Source organism: Psychrobacter sp. 1Y4, assembly GCF_051847555.1.
The window spans coordinates 212,403-232,637 of the sequence record NZ_JBPYDE010000005.1 but is presented as its reverse complement, the minus strand read 5'-3'; the positions used below and the strand labels follow the sequence as shown (position 1 = coordinate 232,637).

Here is a 20,235-nt window from a genome sequence, read left to right as displayed (position 1 = left end):
AGACCGCTGTGCTCAGTATACTCGATAGTATTGATAATGATAAATTTGACAGCTGAATACTAAAAAAATGACTATGAATAAGGAAAGACTATGAGAGAGTTTGATTATGATTTGGATTATAAAAACTTAGACTTGCGTGCACAGCCTGAGCTGTATCGCGTCGGTCGCGGTGAACAAGGCGTATTACTGGTAGAACCTTACAAGTCTGAAATCCTACCGCACTGGCGCTTTGCCACGCCTGATATTGCGACAGAAAGTAGCGAGACTATTTATCAGATGTTTTTAGATTATCTGGCGGATGATGACTTTGTCGGTGCAGATATGGCGCGCAAATTTATTCAAATGGGCTATACCCGCGCGCGTCGCTACGCCAATCATAAAGGCGGCAAAAAGTATAAGGGACCAGTACCTGATGATAAAAAAGGCCAAAGCGGGGCCCATGGGCGCGAAGAGCTACCACGGCAAGAGGAAGATCCTATCAAAGCAGAATCTGCCCGTATTTTTAAACAAAAATGGGATGAATGCCGCGAAAACGAAACCTATCTAAAGATGAAAAAGGAACACCGCGCGCGCTATAAAGAGGTTGAATAGCATATGTTAAAAGTCAGCTATTAAAAACCCCAGTAACAGTTAGTTTTAATAGTTTGCTGTGCTATGGTAAGACAGAACGAAAACCTAAAATTTAAATCTAATAACTTAAAAAACGAATGCAATACTTCTAGTAGCGAGGAATAATGGATAAGCAACTGCTAATTTTTGATTTTGATGGCACCTTGATTGATAGTGTGCCAGATTTGGCCGATGCAACCAACGCTATGCTAACCACGCTTGGCAAAGAGACCTACTCTCTCGACACCATACGCAATTGGGTCGGCAATGGCTCAAGAATGTTGGTTGAACGCGCGTTGGTAGGGAAGATAGAAGTGTTAGAAGGTGAATTGACGGTCGAGGAAGCCGATCATGCAGAGGAAGTATTCTTTGCCGCTTACAGCAATATTAGCGGTAGCAAAACCGTTGCCTACCCAGATGTAGATAACGGACTAAAAAAACTCAAAGCTGCAGGCTATACGTTGGCATTAGTAACCAATAAGCCCATTCGTTTCGTCCCCAAAATCTTACAATCCTTTGGCTGGCAGGATGTGTTTGTAGAAGTCTTAGGCGGTGATAGCCTGCCCGTTAAAAAACCAGACCCCGCGCCGCTACTCTATGTCTGCGACACGTTAAATGTCACCCCAGATCAAGCAGTCATGATTGGTGATTCAAGAAACGATATATTAGCCGGACAAAATGCCAATATGGACACCCTTGGGCTGTCTTATGGTTATAACTACGGGCAAGACATTCGGGAGCTAAATCCTACTCGAGCATTTGATGACTTTGCTACCTTGGTTGAATACCTTTTGAAGAATTAAGCTTTAGTGTGTTTACAACATTTAAAACACTAAGCAAATAACCCTTTACCCTACGCACTTGCATTCTGCAACGAGACCTTTGATATGACCGTACCTAGCGATATTGCCATCGCCCAAAATGTTACCTTACAGTCTATCAATGACATTGCACAAAAACTTGGTTTATCAGCCACTCATATCGAACCGTACGGACATTATAAAGCAAAAATAAATCCAGCCGATGTGTTTGCCATGCCAGCTAAGGCCAAGCAGAGCAAGTTGATACTAGTCACTGCGATTAATCCAACACCCGCCGGCGAAGGTAAAACTACGGTCACTATCGGCTTAGCTGATGCTTTAAACCGCATACATGAGCAACAAAACAGCGGTGAGAGAACGGCGGTTGCCATACGTGAGCCATCCATCGGTCCAGTATTTGGGATTAAAGGCGGCGCAGCTGGTGGCGGTTACGCGCAAGTACTGCCCATGGAAGATATCAACCTGCATTTTACCGGTGACTTTCATGCGATTGGGGCGGCAAATAACCTGCTGGCGGCGCTATTAGACAATCATATCTATCAAGGTAATGCGCTCAATATCGATCCCAAACAAGTATTCTGGCGTCGGGCAGTCGATATGAATGATCGTCAATTACGCAATATTATCAGCGGCATTGGCAAAACTACTGATGGCGTGATGCGTGAGGATGGTTTTGATATCACCGTTGCTTCTGAAGTGATGGCTATCTTTTGCTTAGCGACAGACTTGAACGATTTAAAACAGCGCCTAGGCAATATCCTAATAGCTTCCAATAAAGAAAAACAGCCAATCTACGCCAAAGACCTTAACGCTCATGGGGCCATGGCAGTACTCCTAAAAGAAGCTATAAAACCCAACCTTGTACAAACGATTGAGGGCACACCTGCCATCGTCCACGGTGGGCCATTTGCCAATATCGCCCACGGTTGTAGCTCCGTTATCGCAACCCAAGTTGCCATGCATTTAGCAGACTATACACTCACCGAAGCAGGCTTTGGCGCTGACCTTGGGGCGCAAAAGTTTTTTGATATTAAGTGTCGTTTGTCAGGGCTGACGCCAGATGCAGTCGTTATCGTCGCCACCATTCGCGCATTAAAATATAATGGTGGCGTAACTAAAGACACGCTCACTGATCAAAACTTAATCGCACTTGAGCGTGGTCTGCCCAATCTTATGAAGCATATCGAAAATATGCAGGAAGTCTATGGGCTGCCTGTAGTTGTCGCCATTAACCAGTTTGCCAGTGATACCGACGCTGAGATTGAATTGGTGCGACAAGCTTGCCTAGTAAGAGGCGTGGAAGTTGCGCTAACACAAGTATGGGAGAAAGGCGGCGCTGGTGGTGAAGATTTAGCAAAAACTTTGCTAAGTTTGCTCCATGACAACCGTCATAAACCCAGCCAATTTCGTTTGGCTTATGACAATGACCATAGTATTGCAAAGAAAATTTGTACGATAGCACAGCGAATTTATGGGGCAGATGATATTGATATCAGCAGTCTGGCTGAGGCTAAAATACGCCGCCTAGAAGCCCTTAATCTCGATAAGCTGCCGATTTGTATCGCCAAAACTCAGTATTCACTTAGTGATAATGCCAAGCTACTTGGTCGGCCTACTGGTTTTAAAGTTCATGTACGCGATATCAGTATCTTATCTGGCGCAGGCTTCATCTTGGTGATCTGTGGACCTATTATGAAAATGCCCGGCCTGCCTAAAACCCCTTCAGCTAAATATATTGATTTGGATGATGCTGGTAATATTATTGGGCTGTTTTAACTTAATAACAAATCACTTACCACGATAGCTTAGTGCCTCAGATACGTGAGCACTGGTAATATCAATACTATCGGCAAGATCGGCAATGGTACGCGCGACTCGCAATACCCGATGATAGCCACGAGCAGATAAATTTAGACGTTGCTGTGCCATCTGTAATAGCTGCTGTTCGCCCTCTCCTAGCTGAATGTATTTATCAATCTCACTAGGGCTTAGCTCATTATTTACTTTCTGTTGCCGCTGTAATTGCTGCTTATGCGCAGCGGCTACTCGCGTGCGTACTTGTTCGGATGCTTCGCCAGCCTGAGCGTTTTGCAAGTCTGCAATCGGTAACGCTGGTACGGTAATATGTAGATCTATCCTGTCTAGTAGCGGACCTGATAGTTTGTCTTGATAGCGCTTGATCTGTTCAGGACGACAACGACAGCGCCCTGTTCCGTCACCATCGTAGCCGCATGGACAAGGGTTCATCGCCGCCACCAATTGAAAATTTGCCGGAAAGGTCATTTGCGAGTTGGCACGGCTAATCGTGATTTGCTTGGCTTCTAACGGCTGGCGCAATACTTCTAACACGGTACGATCGAATTCTGGTAATTCATCAAGGAATAACACGCCTTTATTAGCAAGCGTAATCTCACCAGGCTTGGGACGTGAGCCTCCGCCGACCAACGCCACCGCTGATATAGTGTGATGCACTTGTCTAAATGGCCGTGTGCCATAATCGTAGTCGCTGTCTGCAACTGAATAGGTGCTCGCCACTTCTAGCGCATCTTCATCACTTAAATCCGGCATGATAGTCGGTAGCCGTGATGCCATCAATGTCTTGCCTGAGCCAGGTGGTCCTGTAAATAACAGCGAGTGACCACCCGCTGCGGCAATCTCTAGCGCGCGCCTAGCATGATGCTGACCTTTGACATCCGCCAAGTCTACCGAATAGCCAAGGTGTTGCTGTGTAGGTTTAGACTGGACCACCTCTAAACGCCTATCTGTAGCACTGGAGTCTGTTAGTGATTGTAGATGATCACAGACAGCTTTTAAGTTTTGGGCGGCCAATATCGTGACACCATCGACACGGCTAGCTTCAGCACCATTGTCCATCGGTACGATTAACTCTGCGGTTTGTGGTTCTTGCCATTGCTCAGTCAGTGGCAGCTCATTGTTTTTTGACGGTTTAGATGCTTTTGACGATTTTAAGGCCAACGCTTCCGCTTTGATCGCGCGTGCTACTGCTAAGCTGCCTGTCACCTGCCGAAGCTCCCCATTGAGCGCAAGCTCGCCGATGAACTCAAACTCTGACAGAGACTCTGGATCAATCTGATCACTGGCTGCCAAAATACCGATAGCGATCGGTAAATCTAGCCTAGCACCTTCTTTGGGCAGGTCTGCTGGGGCTAAGTTAATGGTCAAACGGCGATTGGGAAATTGAAATCCTGAATTAAGAATGGCTGAGCGCACTCTATCTTTACTCTCGCGTACAGCAGCTTCTGGCAAACCTACGATGGTCAATGCTGGCAGGCCTTGGGACAAATGTACTTCAATGATGACTTTGGGAGCATGTAGGCCCACGACCGAACGGGTATAAACTTGAGCAAACGACATCGGCGTTTCCTAATATAGAGAGCCATTAATCATAAAGTATTATTAACCAACGCGCAAATGTCGTGTTTTATCGCTGGTGTAGATGACCGATGTTGTTATATGATGAGTAAATGCTCTTATATTTAGCGTTGGCTGATTGGTACAAGGTGACCATCAGTACTAAAGAGCATTGGCAATAAAAGGATTTTATTGATCATATAAAGCTCGATAATTATTGTTTTTAACGGCTTTATACACACCAACTAACCATGGATGGATAAGCTTATGAGCATTGATATGCTTAATCAGCGTGTGCCTAGGCTCGCGCTACTCACAGTCGCAGTTTCTTTTGGGCTGTCTGGGTGTTTTGGCGACGACAATGACGACTTTACGATTTCTCAACCAACTTACTCCGTAGACATTCAACGTACCGAGTTCGGTATACCTCATATCACTGCCAATGATTATAAAAGTCTAGGCTACGGTGTGGGCTATGCTTTCGCCGAGGACAACCTCTGCTCCCTGGCACGTGAACTGGTGGTCGCTAGCGGTGAGAGTATGCGGTACCTAGGTGATCAAGGTAACTTAGCTAACGATGTATTTTATACGTGGTACAACTCTCCTGAGCGACGTGCTGAATTCCTAGCGGCTCAAGATCCTGAAACTATCGATGCGGTGACAGGTTATGCGGCAGGATATAGTAGGTACTTACGCGATACAGGAGCTGCCAATATCGACCCCGCTTGTGCCAATGCTGAATGGGTCCGAGAAATCACTACCGATGATTTATTGACAGTTTATGGCAAAGCCAACCTGCGCGGTGGACTCTCTAATTTTGTCGGCGCTATCGCAGCAGCTGCACCGCCAGCGCAAAATGTAGTGATGGGCAGCTCAAGAATGAGCAGCGCTGCGACAAACCCAGTAGCCGAATCCGCACCTGAATTCGATATGACAACGATCAACGTCTTAAATGGCGGTAGTAATGCGTATGCGTTTGGTAGCGATGTGACTGGTACCGACAAGGGTATTCTTTATGGTAACCCGCATGAACCATGGAGCGGTGTTCAGCGCTTCTATGAGTTTCATCTGACTATGCCAGGTAAGCTGGATGTGATGGGGGCAGCCCAACAAGGTCAGCCCTTTATCAATATCGGTTTTAACAAGGATGTGGCATGGAGTCACACGGTTTCTACCGCCAAACGCTTTACCCTTTATCAGCTAAGCTTGGTAAACGGTGACCCGATGAAGTATAACTATCTAAATAGCGACGGTATGCTTGAGCAGCGTGATATCGAAGAAGTTGAGGTAACCGTTAAGTTGCCAGATGGCAGGGAACGCGTTGAATCGTTATATGTGTCTCACTATGGACCTATGTTGAATGCCAAAGCGCTAAACGGTCAACTGCCTGGTTGGGGGGACGCAAGCAATGTAGCCTATACTATTCGCGATGCAGCTTCTGAAAATCCCCGCGCGCTCAATCAGTGGCGTAGTATGAATATGGCAACTAGCGTTGAGGATTTAAAAGATAGAATGCAAAACATTCTAGGCCTAGGGTTTGTCAATACCATCGCAACCGACCGTTACGGTAAAGCACTGTATGCAGATATCTCAACCGTGCCTAATGTGACCGCAGAAAAACTAGCAACCTGTAGTGCTAATGCTGGTCCCGCTCTTGGCGCTTTAATAGCATCAAACTTACCTGCGCTCAATGGTAGTACTGCCGCTTGTGAATGGGGTAATGATGCAGATTCACCGCAAGCAGGTATCTTTGGCGGCTCAAATTTACCGTTCTTAATTCGTGATGACTATGTGCTTAACTCAAACGATTCTTATTGGCTGAGTAATGCAGATAAGCCCCTAACAGGATTTTCACCGTTATTGAGACGTGAGTTATTACCTCTCTCTGAAGATGCCTCGCCATTGTCTCCACGTACTCGTATGGCCTTTACTCAAATATTCGATCGATTGGATAATACAGATGGTCTAGGCGGCACTACTTTCAATCTTGATAATATGCAAGAAGTTGTCTACGGCAATCGCAGTTATGGTGCTGAATTGGTACTGGATGATGTTTTAGACGATTGTCAAGCTGCTCCGACCTTGCCTCTAACTGGTGGTGGTACCATCGACGCTACTCAAGCTTGTACTATCTTGAGTAACTGGGATCGTCGTAATAACCTTGATAGCCAAGGCGCTCATGTTTTCAGAAAATTCTGGACCAACTTTGAGTTTAGTAGTTATGCAGGATTTAAAACTCCATTTGATAAAAATGATCCTATCAATACCCCTCGTGACTTAATCATCAACGACAAAACGCGTACTGCTCTAGGCGACGCTATCAACTATTACAATAGTAAAAATATTGCACTTGATGCCACGCTTGCCGATTTACAGTTCGTCATTGATGAAGGCACAAACGGTGAGAAAATCTCAATGCATGGTGGCTTCGGAGGCGAAGGTATCTTCAATGTCGCAAGCTCAAGTCAAAACGATGATGGCACATATGGCCCAATCACCCACGGCCCCACTTATATGCAAGCGGTAACCTTTGATAGTAAAGGTCCCGTTGTAGAGGCGCTATTAGGTTATTCACAAGCTTCAGATACGACGCGACCTTATCATCGTGATCAAACGCGTCGTTACTCTGCTAAGGACTGGATACGCATGCCTTTTAGCAAAACTGAGATCAACAATCAGGCCGTTGGTAATGCGATTCAATTAAGAGAATAAATATCACCCAAATTTAACCGAATAAAAAAGACCTTAGATGAATTCTAGGGTTTTTTTATTGAAAAAAATAAGCAATATTTAACATACTAAAAAATCCATTAAGCTCCCCACTGCGAGTAAGGATTTGTTATACTAGCGACTGTTCACTTATCTGTAAATAACGCGATAAACAACCCTCTTATCTATCGTCGTTTTGGATAAAATGGGTACAAAACGCGCTACTAAAATAAATTACTAATCGATATTTGCATCGTTAGCGGTTAACTCTACAACAGTTAACCATACTATAGTCAAAACGAGGAGTGTCGCATGACGGATCATTCAAAACAAAACATCCAGCAGCCTTATAATCATGCTAACGAGCAGCCGACTACAGTACGCCATGTCATGCAGCCAGATAATCCGTACGCCAGTACGCGCGGCAGCATTACCAGCAAACAGCTACCAGCATTCGATGAAGCGATGATCAATAAATACAATCGCTCAGGGCCACGCTATACCTCCTACCCGACCGCTTTAGAGTTCTCACCGATGCCAGAGGGTCTTGAAACAAAAATTTTGCAAAACCGTGAAGCTCGTGCTCCATTATCCCTATATTTTCACATTCCATTTTGTCGTCACCTTTGCTACTACTGCGCCTGTAATAAAATTATCACCAAAAAAAATAGCGACTCAGGTGATTATCTACAATACCTCATCAAAGAGATTAAACATAAAAGTCGCTTATTATCTGCGCCAGAAGATAGTAGCAAGCCACTCGTTAAACAGTTACATTTAGGCGGTGGTACGCCGACGTTTTTGCGTGATGAAGAAATGGTACAACTATGGGAGTTTTTGCAGACGCAGTTTGAGTTTTTACCTGAAGATGAAGGCGACTACTCTATCGAGATTGACCCACGTGAGTTGAATGGTAAGACCTTAAAAGTATTGCGTAACCTTGGTTTTAACCGTGTCAGCTTAGGCGTACAAGATTTAGACGAGACCGTACAAATCGCGGTCAATCGTGTGCATTCAGCAGAGTTGATTGAAAATGTGCTCACTGAAGCGCGTGAATTGGGTTTTCACTCTATTAATATTGATCTAATTTATGGTCTGCCGCATCAAACGCCTGCTACCTTGGACACAACGGTACGCCGTATCATCGAGATGTCACCAGATCGTCTGTCAGTATTTAACTATGCGCACCTGCCAGAGCGCTTTAAAGCTCAGCGTCAAATTAAAGATGAAGACCTGCCAGATCCAGCGGCTAAGCTCACTATGCTTGGCAATACCATCAATACACTGACCGAGGCGGGCTATCAATATATCGGTATCGACCACTTTGCCAAGCCTGATGACGAGTTGGCTGTCGCACAGCGCGAAGGCAAGCTGCATCGTAATTTTCAAGGGTATACCATCATGGGCGACTGTGACTTGCTAGGCTTTGGCGTTTCATCTATCAGTCAAATTGCCAATGCCAATACCCGCTACATCCTACAAAACGATACCGATCTACAAGCCTATCAAGCCAATATTGATGCGGCGCAAAACAACCCTGCTGTTATGCCAGCGGTAAAAGTTATCAAAACCTCTATTAAGGATCGCTTGCGTGAATATGTCATCATGAACCTACTCTGTCACGATTATATTGACTTTAAAGACGTCAATCAAAAATTTGGTATTGATGCTATTACTTACTTTATTGAGGAAATTCAACAATTGGGTGAGATGCAAAAAGATAGGCTTGTTGATATGGACGCCGCTGGCATTCGTGTATTACCAAAAGGTCGCCTATTAGGGCGTAACGTGGCCATGGTATTTGATGAATATCTTGAGACAAAACATAAAGATCGCTTTTCAAAAGTCATCTAGGCTCATGAAACATAGGGCCAATTATCAGTTATAAAAAAGACCTCAAGTGAGGTCTTTTTTATGACATTGTGAAAGTCTTTGTGCAGTTAAACTTTTAACTTATCACCAACCATACCCTTAACTGTACTTAAGATATCTGCTGGCAATACCACCATTTTTGAGTTGTCAGATTCAGCCAATTGACGAATCGACTTGATATACTGCTCGCCAAGTAAGTAGACAATAGGCATCTCTTCGTCACCCATTGCAGCGGTAATAAGACGAATGGACTCCTCTGAACCTTTAGCAAGTACCACTTGCGCCTCTGCATCACGGCGTGACGCTTCTAGACGGCCATCGGCTTCTAAGATGGCTGCTTGCTTTTGACCATCAGCACGGGTCACTGTGGCACGGCGTAGACGTTCTGCTGCTGCTTGTTCTTCCATCGATGCTTGCATGGTTTGCGATGGATTGATGTCCTGAATCTCAACCGTCTTAAGAGTAATACCCCAATCGGCAATGTCTTCTGAGATGGCTTGCTTGAGTAGTGCTTTGATCTCATCGCGACTAGATAATGCATTATCTAAATCCATCTCACCAATGATCGAACGCAAGGAAGTCTGTACCAAATTACGGATACCATGCTCATAATCTTCGATACCGTAGACCGCCTTGTCTGGGCGCATGATATTGATATAGGCCACCGCATTAGCGATTATCACCACATTATCGCGAGTAATGACTTCTTGCGAGGGAATATCGAGCACAATGTCTTTGGTCGTGACCTTATAAGCAATTCTGTCCACGAAGGGAATAATGAGACTAAAGCCAGGCTCTAGCGTTTGCTGGTATTTACCCAAACGCTGCACCACCCATTTGTACCCTTGCGGTACGATACACACGCTTTTAAAAACGGTAAAAATGACTAGGGCAATCAATACAACCATCACGATACTCAGACCATTCATACTATTTATGATGTTATTCATAACACTCTCCTTGAACCATTGCTATAAATGGAGCAGCAACGTCCTATTTATTTAATATTTACAACTCCGGTGTATCGTATGGTATGACAAATAATGACTATGATAAAAAGGAGGTAATATTCTATGCTACTAATTAAATGTGAATAATCAAACCGTCCGATAAATTATTTATCCATAAACTTTTTTTTCAATCGATCTCTATCAAGACCAGGTTTATTGAGGTTTAGTCTACCAACCTTTGCTTTAGCTGCAACAGAATGACTCTCAACAGTGGGAGCGATATTGGGACGATTGACCGCTTGAGCTTCTATGCGCCTAGTTGGTGCGACAATCAGCTCATTACCGCTTATATCTGTTACCACAACTCGATCACCCACTTCAACCGTTTCATCATTGACTCGGCACGACCATTCATCTGCACCCACAATTGGTACATTAAATCGTACCACACCCAACTTGCCTGCTTGCGGTTTAACTATAATCATACCAGTTTCACCGATGATTACCCCGCCACCCAATCCAGCTTTGGTACGATCTATCGATAATGGTTTTATATACTTAACCCAAGCAAACATAAATAATACTGACAACGCTAACCAGATAATGACCTGCAATATCAAAGGAACAGGTAGCAGCCATGATAGAGCGGCAACAATAACGGCAGCAGCCCCAAACCAAAGACTTGCAAAGGTAGGAATAAATATCTCAGCAATCATTAATAAAAAACCCAATACCAGCCAGTGCCAAGGTTCAATCATCCAAATAGTCTCAATCATCAGCGTATCCTCCTTTGCAGTTCTAACTTTTAATGTAGCACACTTTGATGATAAATAATCTCTTAAAAATCAATATGATACCATTAGTTATGATTATAGATAATGTACCAAACATAATTTTATAATAAAAGTTATAGCCAAAAAAAACGACCACATAAAGTGATCGTTTTTTATTTTTATAGTAGTAACTTAAGCATGCATTAGAATTTTAAATGTGCGCCTACTGTCATAAGGTCAGCATCACTACCAGTGACGGCATATTCAGCTTCAACGTTAAAATCTTGGTTGATTGCATAGCCTAGACCTACGCCACCTGCAAGACTGGTGTCATCATCTGAGAAAGAACGACGTACTCCTGCAGTTGTATAATCGCCTTCTACTTCTGTTTTAGCAATACCTACTTTACCTTTAGCATATAAGGCAGTATTTGGGAAAGCATAGCGGTAAGTACCATAGGCGCCATAGGTTTTAGCATCAATGTCACCATTTCTATAATCAGCATCGTCTGAACCTACATACTCAGCTTCAATACCGAAATTAGGATCAAAGTTGTAACCACCGTAGACACCATACGCGGTAGGATCATCAGCACCATTAACATCTAGATCAAATTGACCAACTTTCACACCGACATACGGTTGGCCAGTATAGCCATTGCCATACGACACGGCAGCTTGTGCACTTACGCTTAATAAAGAACCAGCTGCTAGTGCAAGTAATGTTTTTTGTAAGGTTTTCATTATTATCTCCTTCGAACAAAATTGACAAACAAGTTAGTTATTAGTGTTGGCTGTTATAGCCATATCGCCTTGTTTGCTAACGATGAAGATATAGTAACAAACTATTTCTTACACTCTGTCAGTGTTTAACGGTACGAGAGTTAAGATTTGAAAGTGTTTGTCATCAAATGGGTTACAAATCCTGTTATATGAAATTTTTTGTTACAACTAACGTTTTTGTGCAATAATTCTTACTCATTACTTAAATAAAAAGCCGGAAAATCAGAGGCAGAGCAAAGGAACAACCGTATATGACAAGTTCTATCATAGAGCAATTGCGTGACACACTAACGCATTTGAAGTCTCAACAGCAATATCGACATTTGCCAAACCTAGAGCATCGGGGACGCTACGTTGTGCATAATGGTCATACTCTGCTTAATATTGCCAGTAATGACTATCTTGGGTTGGGCAGTGATGGTGAGTTGCAAGCTGAATTTTTTAGTCAATTAGAAGCGCTGTCAGCAGTACAACTGCCTAAGATGAGTGCGACTTCATCACGGTTACTCACGGGAAATGATACCCAGTTACAAGCGTTAGAGTCTGAAATGCAAGAATGGTATCACACTGCCGTGTGTCGCCAAGATATGCCCACTCCAAAGTCTGTATTGGTATTGAACAGTGGTTATCATGCCAATATTGGGATCTTGCCAGCATTGACCACTCTACCCGTCAACACGCTTGTGTTGGCAGACAAACTGGTACACGCGAGCATCATTGACGGTCTACGTTTAAGTCAAAACAAACTTGTCAGCTATCGCCGCTACCGTCATAACGATTATGAACATTTGGCCAAATTCATTGAACAAGCAGGACCTACCGTTGAGCGCATTATTATCGTTACTGAAAGCGTTTTTAGTATGGATGGTGACCGTGCGGATTTGCCTCAGTTGGTACAATTAAAGGCTAAAGATGCGCGCATTGAGCTATATGTCGATGAGGCGCACGCTATCGGTGTGTTAGGTGAGACGGGCTTAGGGCTAGCAGAAGAGACACAGACGTTGGCGGACATTGATTACTTGGTTGGTACCTTTGGCAAAGCCTTTGCCTCAGTTGGGGCTTATATTATGTGTGATGATATTGTCAAACAATGGCTGATCAACCATATGCGTCCTCTAATATTTAGCACCGCCCTACCCCCAATCAACCATGCATGGACACGCTTTATTTTAGCAAAAATGCCAACACTTAATGACCAACGCAGCCACTTGGCACAGTTATCTACAAAAATTAGCAAAGCCATCAATCAGTCACAGCAAACAGCGCCTATCCGTCAAAATGTAACCTATGAGTCACCTATTGTGCCTTACATATTAGGGGACAATGCGCGCACGATTGCCAAAGCACAGCAGCTACAAACAGCAGGATTTTATGCGCTGCCTATCAGACCGCCTACGGTTCCTGCCAACACCGCTCGTATTCGTCTGGTTATGAATGCCAAACTGACAACCGAGGATTGTGAGCAGTTGATACAACAATTATGATTTAGGAGATACTGAGGTTTGGCAGATATTTTACTCTAGTTGGTTCAAGATAACTTAGTAAGAAGAAAATTGAGTAAAAGTATGCTCAAACCATATCTGTCTTTTATGATATTAACGATATATAAAATAATAATCGACTTAATTGGATGTACTAAGCCATATGGAAATACTTGCCACGCCTTCTCGTTTTAGCAGCAGAAAACAAACCATCGCACGCCATTTTGCTAGTGCGAGTGACTATGACCAGCACGCCCATATTCAGCAGCAAGCATGTCAATCTTTATTGGCTAATATTGCTTATGATAAACAAGACAGTGTATTAGAAATTGGCGCAGGTACTGGTCAAATGACACGCCTACTAGCTGCCCACATTCAAAGCAAGCATTGGCTGATCAACGAGTTATGTACTGAGCAGACAGCTACCTTGCAATCCATCCTTCCTGATGCTCAGATAGTCATTGGCGATGCCGAAACCTTAGACTTTAAAGGAGATCATAGCTTGATAGTGAGTGCCAATGCGGTGCAATGGTTTGATAATCCACTGAGCTTTGTCATGCAATCGGCACCTCGATTAAAAGCTGGTGGCCAGCTACTATTTAGCACTTTTACCGCCAATAACTTTTTGCAAATCAAGACGCTCACCAACCAAGGGCTTCACTATCCAGAAACGAGCAAGTGGCAGCTAGCATTAACTCATGCTGGCTTTGAGAGAGTCGTACTATCAACTCAGCGTTTTGATCTACTGTTTACAACCCCTTATGCAGTATTAAAACACATGAAACTGACAGGAGTGTCGACCAACCAAACGCAATCAGTCAACGCTCAACCTTTTAAGTGGACAAAAGCGCGTTTGCAACAATTTGAGCGAGACTATTGGCAGCATTTTTCGGCAACAAATGAAGAGGGCCAGCCTTGTGTCAGCTTGACTTATGAAGTACTGATAGTGAGCGCTTTTAGACCATAACCTTATAATATACAGTAGTAACACTAAAATCATGGTCATAAAAAAACGCACCCCGAAGGATGCGTTTTTTCATTTAACGATTTATCAATTTGTATCGATTCTACCATTTTCAAAAACTTGAATAGCAAAGATAACGAGCATAAGTACTACATTGAGTAGACTAAGCGAGTTTTTGGGTTTGGTATTATTTTTTGTCTTCGTCTACTTCAGTAAACTCAGCATCGACTACATCATCATTAGCTTGGCTTGCATCCGCTGATTCAGTTTCTTGCTGGAACTGACCTGGGTCCATACCTTCTGCACCTGCGCCAGCCTCACCGTAGATCTTTTGGCTGATTGGCAAGAAAGCATTGTCTAACGCTTCAAGCTTGGCTTTGATGTCATCATGATCATCTTCTTTGGTCGCCGTTTCAAGCTCAGAGATAGCCGCTTCTACTGATGATTTTTCTTCGTCAGTGACTTTATCTTCTGCTTCTTTCAATGCTTTTTGAACCGCATGGATACGACCATCAGCTTCATTACGTACTTGTGCCAAGTTGGCAAACTTCTCGTCTTCAGCAGCATTTGCTTCTGCGTCTTGTACCATTTGTTCGACTTCTTCATCAGACAAACCAGAATCCGCTTTGATCTGAATACTTTGTGCTTTACCAGTACCTTTATCAGTCGCTGAGATATTCATGATACCGTCGGCGTTGATATCAAAGGTAACTTCGATTTGCGGCAAACCACGTGGTGCTGGTGGAATGTCTGTTAAATCAAAACGGCCAAGCTGTTTGTTTTGATTAGCGATTTTACGCTCACCTTGATAGACCTGAATCGTTACTGCTGGCTGATTGTCTTCAGCTGTTGAGAATACTTGTGATTTCTTAGTCGGAATCATCGTGTTCTTCTCAATGATTGGCGTCATCACACCGCCCATCGTTTCGATACCAAGTGTCAATGGTGTCACATCAAGTAATAGGACGTCAGTTTTGTCGCCAGACAATACGGCACCTTGAATAGCAGCACCTGCAGCTACCGCTTCGTCAGGGTTAACATCTTTACGTGGCTCTTGACCAAAGAACTCTTGTACTTTTTTCTGTACTAGTGGCATACGTGTCTGACCACCGACTAAGATTACATCGTCGATATCGCTAATTTTGATGCCGGCATCTTCAAGAGAAATCTTACAAGGACCCATGGTACGCTGAACCAGCTCTTCAGTTAGGCTTTCAAGTTTTGAGCGACTGATGGTCACTACCAAATGCTTAGGACCGCTGCTATCAGCAGTAATGTATGGCAAGTTCACTTCAGTGCTTTGCGCACTTGATAGTTCAATTTTTGCTTTCTCTGCCGCTTCTTTTAGACGCTGCATTGCAAGAGAGTCACCTTTTAGGTTCACGTCTTGCTCTTTTTTGAATTCAGCAACTAGGTATTCAATCAAGGCTGAGTCAAAGTCTTCACCACCAAGGAATGTATCACCATTGGTCGCTAGTACTTCAAACTGCTGCTCGCCATCGACATCAGCGATTTCGATGATTGATACGTCAAAGGTACCACCGCCCAAGTCATAAACAGCAACGGTGCTATCGCCTTGTTTTTTATCCATACCATAAGCAAGTGCAGCGGCGGTTGGCTCGTTGATAATACGCTTGACGTCAAGACCAGCGATTTTACCCGCATCTTTGGTTGCTTGGCGCTGTGAGTCATTAAAGTAAGCTGGTACAGTAATAACTGCTTCACTCACGCTCTCACCAAGATAGTCTTCTGCTGTTTTTTTCATTTTTTTCAAGATTTCAGCAGAAACCTGTGGCGGCGCTAATTTTTTACCGTTCACTTCGACCCAAGCATCACCATTATCTGCTTTAGCAATTTTGTATGGCACCATACCGATGTCTTTTTGCACCACTTTGTCATCGAAACGACGACCAATCAAACGCTTGATTGCAAACAAAGTGTTGCTTGGATTGGTCACTGCCTGACGCTTGGCTGATTGACCAACAAGCGTTTCGTCATCTTTATAAGCGACGATAGATGGCGTTGTACGTGTACCCTCAGCGTTCTCGATAATTTTGACCGAATCGCCTTCCATTACGGCTACACATGAGTTAGTTGTACCTAAATCAATACCAATTACTTTACCCATAATTAATTACTCCAAATTTATTCTAAATTACTGTTTATAAGATTGTTGCTTACCCACGCTAGTCTTTTAAACAACTGGACGATATTACTGGTTTTAGTAATAGACCAAGTTATTAATATAAGCCACTAAGCTTGAGTATCAGACCTTAAGTGGTCACTTGTTGCTTTATATCGGTTTGTGTTTGTGTTTTTTCAAGTCAATGACAGTACATTAACTTGGTTTTGTGTGAAGTTTTGTGAATATCCTTACTTCTAATAAGGCTTACACTCATTCTCACTTCACTTATTGACCAACACGTACCATAGCTGGACGTAATAAACGGCCATTCAAGCTATAGCCTTTTTGCAATACTGTACCAACGGTGTCCGCTTCAGCGTCAGCATCTATACCGACTGCCTCATGAAAGTCTGCATTGAACTTTTCGCCTTGTGGATCGACCACCTCTACGCCATGTCTATTAAGGACCGCAAGTAGCGCTTTATGAGTCAACTGCACACCTTCAGTCACTGGGTCGTTATCAGTAGCGCTCTCAATAGCGCGCTCTAAATTATCGACGATCTCTAGTAGATCTTTGGCAAATTTTTGTAGGGCGAATTTTTTACTTTTATCAGTTTCTTGCTCCATACGCTTTTGCGCATTGTAAGCTTCAGCATTGGCACGAGCCGTTCCTTCTTTGGCTTGTTTTACCTCGCCTTCAAGCTCAGCAATACGTGCATGAAAAGCATCGATATCAATATCGTTTTTAACCGTACTTTCTGCGCCTGAGTTGTTTTCTGGATCAAATTCGTTCATGGTTTCCTCTAAAAGGCTTTCTTCACGCTCAATATTACTCTGAGCCGCCTTTGGATCATTGGTATCAAACTCATGATTGGGTGCTTGTTCAGTCATAATAGCTCCTTATGATTTTAGTAATGGTGCTTAAACTTAATATAAAATAAAACCGTAAAATCTAGATTTCTTATAAATAAACGTTCAATACAATTGTATTCTGATAGCTGCTTGATAAAGACCCTAAGCATAAATTTCAAGCCTAAATGAGATGAATTTTTGGCTTTTGATGAAATAATGAGTTTTCATAGATAAAGACTCGCGTAAAGGACGTTAAAAACCAGCAGCAAACAGGTGCGTGACATCATAGGTTTGTTAACTACAACCAAGCTACCTGCTATAAGTTGTTTTTCTTTTTACTAAATTCGCTAAGGAATACTATGCCTGTTTTACCAACGCCATCTGTCAATGTACTGGTGAATAACATTGCTACTATTATAAAAGTGCTGCGCAATCGAGCAAACAGTGAGGCGCCAAAAGGCGGCTTACTAAATAACAGTCATCTGTCATTTAGTCGTCTAAACCATCGCCACTCTAGCGATACTCTCCATTTACCAGCACGCTATCAAAAGCATGCCTTACACCACATGCTAAAAAGTCTTGGCTATCTACCAACGCCCTTACTTGATAAGTTAAATGCACTTGTTAATGGTGCAGATATTCAGAAATATCCACATACTGATACTCACATGCGCCTGATTATAGCGTTAAACAATAAGCTTAAACGTCCGTTAAGCTTGGATAGTTTGCCGACACTGCGTCACAAATTTGCAGCCGATGCAGTCGCTATGCAAGCGCCAGACGTCTGGCAACAGTTCGATAACCAATCAAAGTCGCTGATTAAAGATAATGCAGAAATCAACGCAAAAAACAACGCGAAAACTCGTACACAAGGTAAGGCAAAAACTGGTGCAGTGGTGCGCTGGCAAGATGACATAATAGCGAACGCTGACGGCGATGATATGACGGTGCGTTGCTACCAACAGCATAAGCAAGGTAATGATGAAACGAACATCGACAAAACAGTTATGTTGTTCTTTCATGGTGGCGGGTTTTGTATTGGCGATATTGATACTCATCATGAGTTTTGTCATACAGTCTGCAGACGAACAGGCTGGTCTGTGGTTAGTGTCGACTATCGATTGGCGCCAGAGCACGCTGCTCCGACCGCTCTTAGAGACTGTCTGGCTGCTTATGAATGGCTAGCTGAGCACTGCCCTACCTTGGGTGCATTGCCATCGCGTATTGTATTGTCAGGTGATAGTGCTGGCGGTTGCTTGGCCATCTTGGTCGCCCAGCAGATCACTGCGCCAGACGCTACGCAATGGTTAAATTTAGGGTTAGATGAAAAAGACATGATTAATAAGTTGCAAGACTTGCCCTGTCCACTTGCCCAACTGCCTCTCTATCCTGTGACCGACATTGAGACGAATTATCCTAGCTGGGCTTTATACGGTAAAGGGTTATTGCTCGATTACAATGATGTCGAAGTATTTGACACCGCCTACATGCAACATAGTACTTTGACAGGCTCACATCCGCTTACTTCACCCATGCATGGTCACAATGCGCATATGTGTCCTAGCTACATTGTGGCGGCTGAGCTAGATATCTTACGTGATGAGGCTCTCGTTTACGCTGACCAATTACAAGATAGTCGTATCGCAACTAAGACCTACACTGTGCTGGGCGCGCCACACGGTTTTATTCATTTAATGAGTATTCATAAGGGTGTTGGTCATGAGACGGCTGGTATTATTGACAAGTTTGCCAGCTTTGTCCGCCAACTACTTACCACTAAGAGCGATTAACCAAATCTCTGAGCGCGAACCCAAGCGAAATGGAATACCCCAAAAACCATAGCCAGATGACACCACAAAGTGTCCACGACCAATCGCTTCATAACCGTAACCTAGACGGTTAATCGAACTGACGATAAAATTAGCAGGAAATACTTGACCATTATGAGTATGTCCTGACACTTGTAAATCAATCGGTAGCTGGCTATGTTCAACGATATCGCTAGGGCGATGGTCTAGTAATATAATAGGCTCATCTATATTGACTTGTCCCAGTAACTCTGGTGTCGCTACGCGCTCACGTTTGTGATTATCAAAACGACCAACCAACCAAATCGGCTGTCCTTGGTGCGTCAGGCAGTACACATCGTCGTTCAATAAATGCACGCCAGCACTACGCAGCGAGTGACTAATAGGCTGCTCGTGTCCGTACAAATCATGATTGCCTAACGTCGCATAAACCCCATAAGACAGGCTGCCACATAGTTCAGTTAAGTTTGCCTGCATATCGTAGGCAATAAATGCGTCGGTATTGTCATCCATAATATCGCCTGGCATCAGCAATATATCTGCCTCAGACTGGATGACGAGGCGGCGCAGCCTATCTATTGCACCGCTACCAAACAGTCGACCAATATGCAAATCACTGGCGACCGCGATACGTAATTGCCCTACCATCGGTTTATTAATATGAATCGTTTTTTTACGCACAACAGGTATGTAGGCGCTATATAAAGCATAAATAAATAGACCAATAAAGATAAGCAGAGCAAGTACTCGCAACCCTGTTGCCACTACCGAAGGATTAAGAGCACGGTAGTCAGTAAAGGTTACTATTAACCAATACCCTCCGTATAACAGGCTGGTCAGCAGCGCGGTTAATACCATAAAGTGCATGAATAACATCCAACCACTCACCCAGCGATAGCTATTGGCAAACACCCTTTTTACACTCAGTAGCAGCAAACTATTGGTAATGATAAATATAGCAATCCATATGGAAATTTGTAGCGCAGGATTTATCAAAGGCTGTAACCACCACTGTAAGCTTAATGCAGCTCCTAAACTAAAAAGCTGCAACAGTACAAAAATAGTGATAAAAAATGCGTAGCGCATGAGTAATTCCGGAGTAGTTTTGGTATTTAAA

14 protein-coding genes and 1 pseudogene are annotated in these 20,235 nt (G+C 43.5%); 8 read left to right on the top strand and 7 right to left on the bottom strand.

The window, feature by feature from the left end:
- The first annotated feature begins 90 nt into the window (after nt 1–90).
- The 3 genes from ACS8FC_RS06275 (at nt 91) to ACS8FC_RS06265 (ending at nt 3,206) form a co-directional block, all read left to right on the top strand.
- Nucleotides 91–591 (top strand): DUF4385 domain-containing protein, encoded by a 501-nt coding sequence (locus tag ACS8FC_RS06275; RefSeq protein WP_439296196.1) that lies wholly within the window; start codon nt 91–93, stop codon nt 589–591.
- A 143-nt stretch (nt 592–734) separates the two neighbouring features.
- Entirely contained in the window at nt 735–1,412 is a 678-nt protein-coding gene (locus ACS8FC_RS06270) for a phosphoglycolate phosphatase (protein ID WP_439296195.1), read from the top strand.
- Between the two features lie 84 nt (nt 1,413–1,496).
- The gene (locus ACS8FC_RS06265) at nt 1,497–3,206 is read left to right on the top strand and encodes a formate--tetrahydrofolate ligase (RefSeq protein ID WP_439296194.1); all 1,710 of its coding nucleotides are present in this window, start codon (nt 1,497–1,499) and stop codon (nt 3,204–3,206) included.
- A 12-nt stretch (nt 3,207–3,218) separates the two neighbouring features.
- Here ACS8FC_RS06265 and ACS8FC_RS06260 read toward each other — a convergent pair whose 3' ends face one another.
- Entirely contained in the window at nt 3,219–4,805 is a 1,587-nt protein-coding gene (locus tag ACS8FC_RS06260) for a YifB family Mg chelatase-like AAA ATPase (protein WP_439296193.1), read from the bottom strand.
- A 264-nt stretch (nt 4,806–5,069) separates the two neighbouring features.
- Between ACS8FC_RS06260 and ACS8FC_RS06255 the strand changes: the two genes are divergently transcribed.
- Nucleotides 5,070–7,514 carry a penicillin acylase family protein gene (locus tag ACS8FC_RS06255; protein WP_439296192.1) on the top strand — a complete coding sequence of 815 codons (2,445 nt, stop codon included), beginning with the start codon at nt 5,070–5,072 and terminating at the stop codon, nt 7,512–7,514.
- 387 nt (nt 7,515–7,901) lie between these two features.
- Nucleotides 7,902–9,365 carry an oxygen-independent coproporphyrinogen III oxidase gene (gene hemN / locus ACS8FC_RS06250; protein ID WP_439296218.1) on the top strand — a complete coding sequence of 488 codons (1,464 nt, stop codon included), beginning with the start codon at nt 7,902–7,904 and terminating at the stop codon, nt 9,363–9,365.
- 86 nt (nt 9,366–9,451) lie between these two features.
- On the opposite strand, the gene ACS8FC_RS06245 is transcribed toward hemN, so the two are convergent.
- The 3 genes and pseudogenes from ACS8FC_RS06245 to ACS8FC_RS06235 form a co-directional block, all read right to left on the bottom strand.
- The gene (locus ACS8FC_RS06245; RefSeq protein WP_439296217.1) at nt 9,452–10,312 is read right to left on the bottom strand and encodes an SPFH domain-containing protein; all 861 of its coding nucleotides are present in this window, start codon (nt 10,310–10,312) and stop codon (nt 9,452–9,454) included.
- A gap of 341 nt (nt 10,313–10,653) precedes the next feature.
- Nucleotides 10,654–11,109, bottom strand: a pseudogene (locus tag ACS8FC_RS06240) (NfeD family protein); the annotation flags it as partial.
- A gap of 200 nt (nt 11,110–11,309) precedes the next feature.
- Nucleotides 11,310–11,849: a porin family protein gene (locus ACS8FC_RS06235; protein WP_439296191.1), complete on the bottom strand. Its 540-nt coding sequence runs from the start codon at nt 11,847–11,849 to the stop codon at nt 11,310–11,312.
- A gap of 290 nt (nt 11,850–12,139) precedes the next feature.
- Here ACS8FC_RS06235 and ACS8FC_RS06230 point away from each other — a divergent pair, with 290 nt between their 5' ends.
- Both ACS8FC_RS06230 and ACS8FC_RS06225 read left to right on the top strand, forming a co-directional pair.
- Nucleotides 12,140–13,372 (top strand): 8-amino-7-oxononanoate synthase, encoded by a 1,233-nt coding sequence (locus ACS8FC_RS06230; protein ID WP_439296190.1) that lies wholly within the window; start codon nt 12,140–12,142, stop codon nt 13,370–13,372.
- 160 nt (nt 13,373–13,532) lie between these two features.
- Nucleotides 13,533–14,336 (top strand): methyltransferase domain-containing protein, encoded by an 804-nt coding sequence (locus ACS8FC_RS06225; RefSeq protein ID WP_439296189.1) that lies wholly within the window; start codon nt 13,533–13,535, stop codon nt 14,334–14,336.
- A gap of 184 nt (nt 14,337–14,520) precedes the next feature.
- On the opposite strand, the gene dnaK is transcribed toward ACS8FC_RS06225, so the two are convergent.
- On the bottom strand, nt 14,521–16,461 hold the full coding sequence (dnaK, locus tag ACS8FC_RS06220) for a molecular chaperone DnaK (RefSeq protein ID WP_439296188.1): 1,941 nt from the start codon (nt 16,459–16,461) through the stop codon (nt 14,521–14,523).
- 282 nt (nt 16,462–16,743) lie between these two features.
- The gene (grpE, locus tag ACS8FC_RS06215) at nt 16,744–17,349 is read right to left on the bottom strand and encodes a nucleotide exchange factor GrpE (RefSeq protein WP_439263403.1); all 606 of its coding nucleotides are present in this window, start codon (nt 17,347–17,349) and stop codon (nt 16,744–16,746) included.
- Nucleotides 17,350–17,669: 320 nt separating this feature from the next.
- Here grpE and ACS8FC_RS06210 point away from each other — a divergent pair, with 320 nt between their 5' ends.
- Complete coding sequence (locus tag ACS8FC_RS06210) at nt 17,670–19,100, top strand: alpha/beta hydrolase (protein ID WP_439296187.1); 1,431 nt, start codon at nt 17,670–17,672, stop codon at nt 19,098–19,100.
- Here the strand turns inward: ACS8FC_RS06210 and ACS8FC_RS06205 are convergent.
- Nucleotides 19,077–20,204 carry a metallophosphoesterase gene (locus tag ACS8FC_RS06205; protein WP_439296186.1) on the bottom strand — a complete coding sequence of 376 codons (1,128 nt, stop codon included), beginning with the start codon at nt 20,202–20,204 and terminating at the stop codon, nt 19,077–19,079. The genes ACS8FC_RS06210 and ACS8FC_RS06205 overlap by 24 nt on opposite strands.
- Nucleotides 20,205–20,235: the final 31 nt, after the last annotated feature.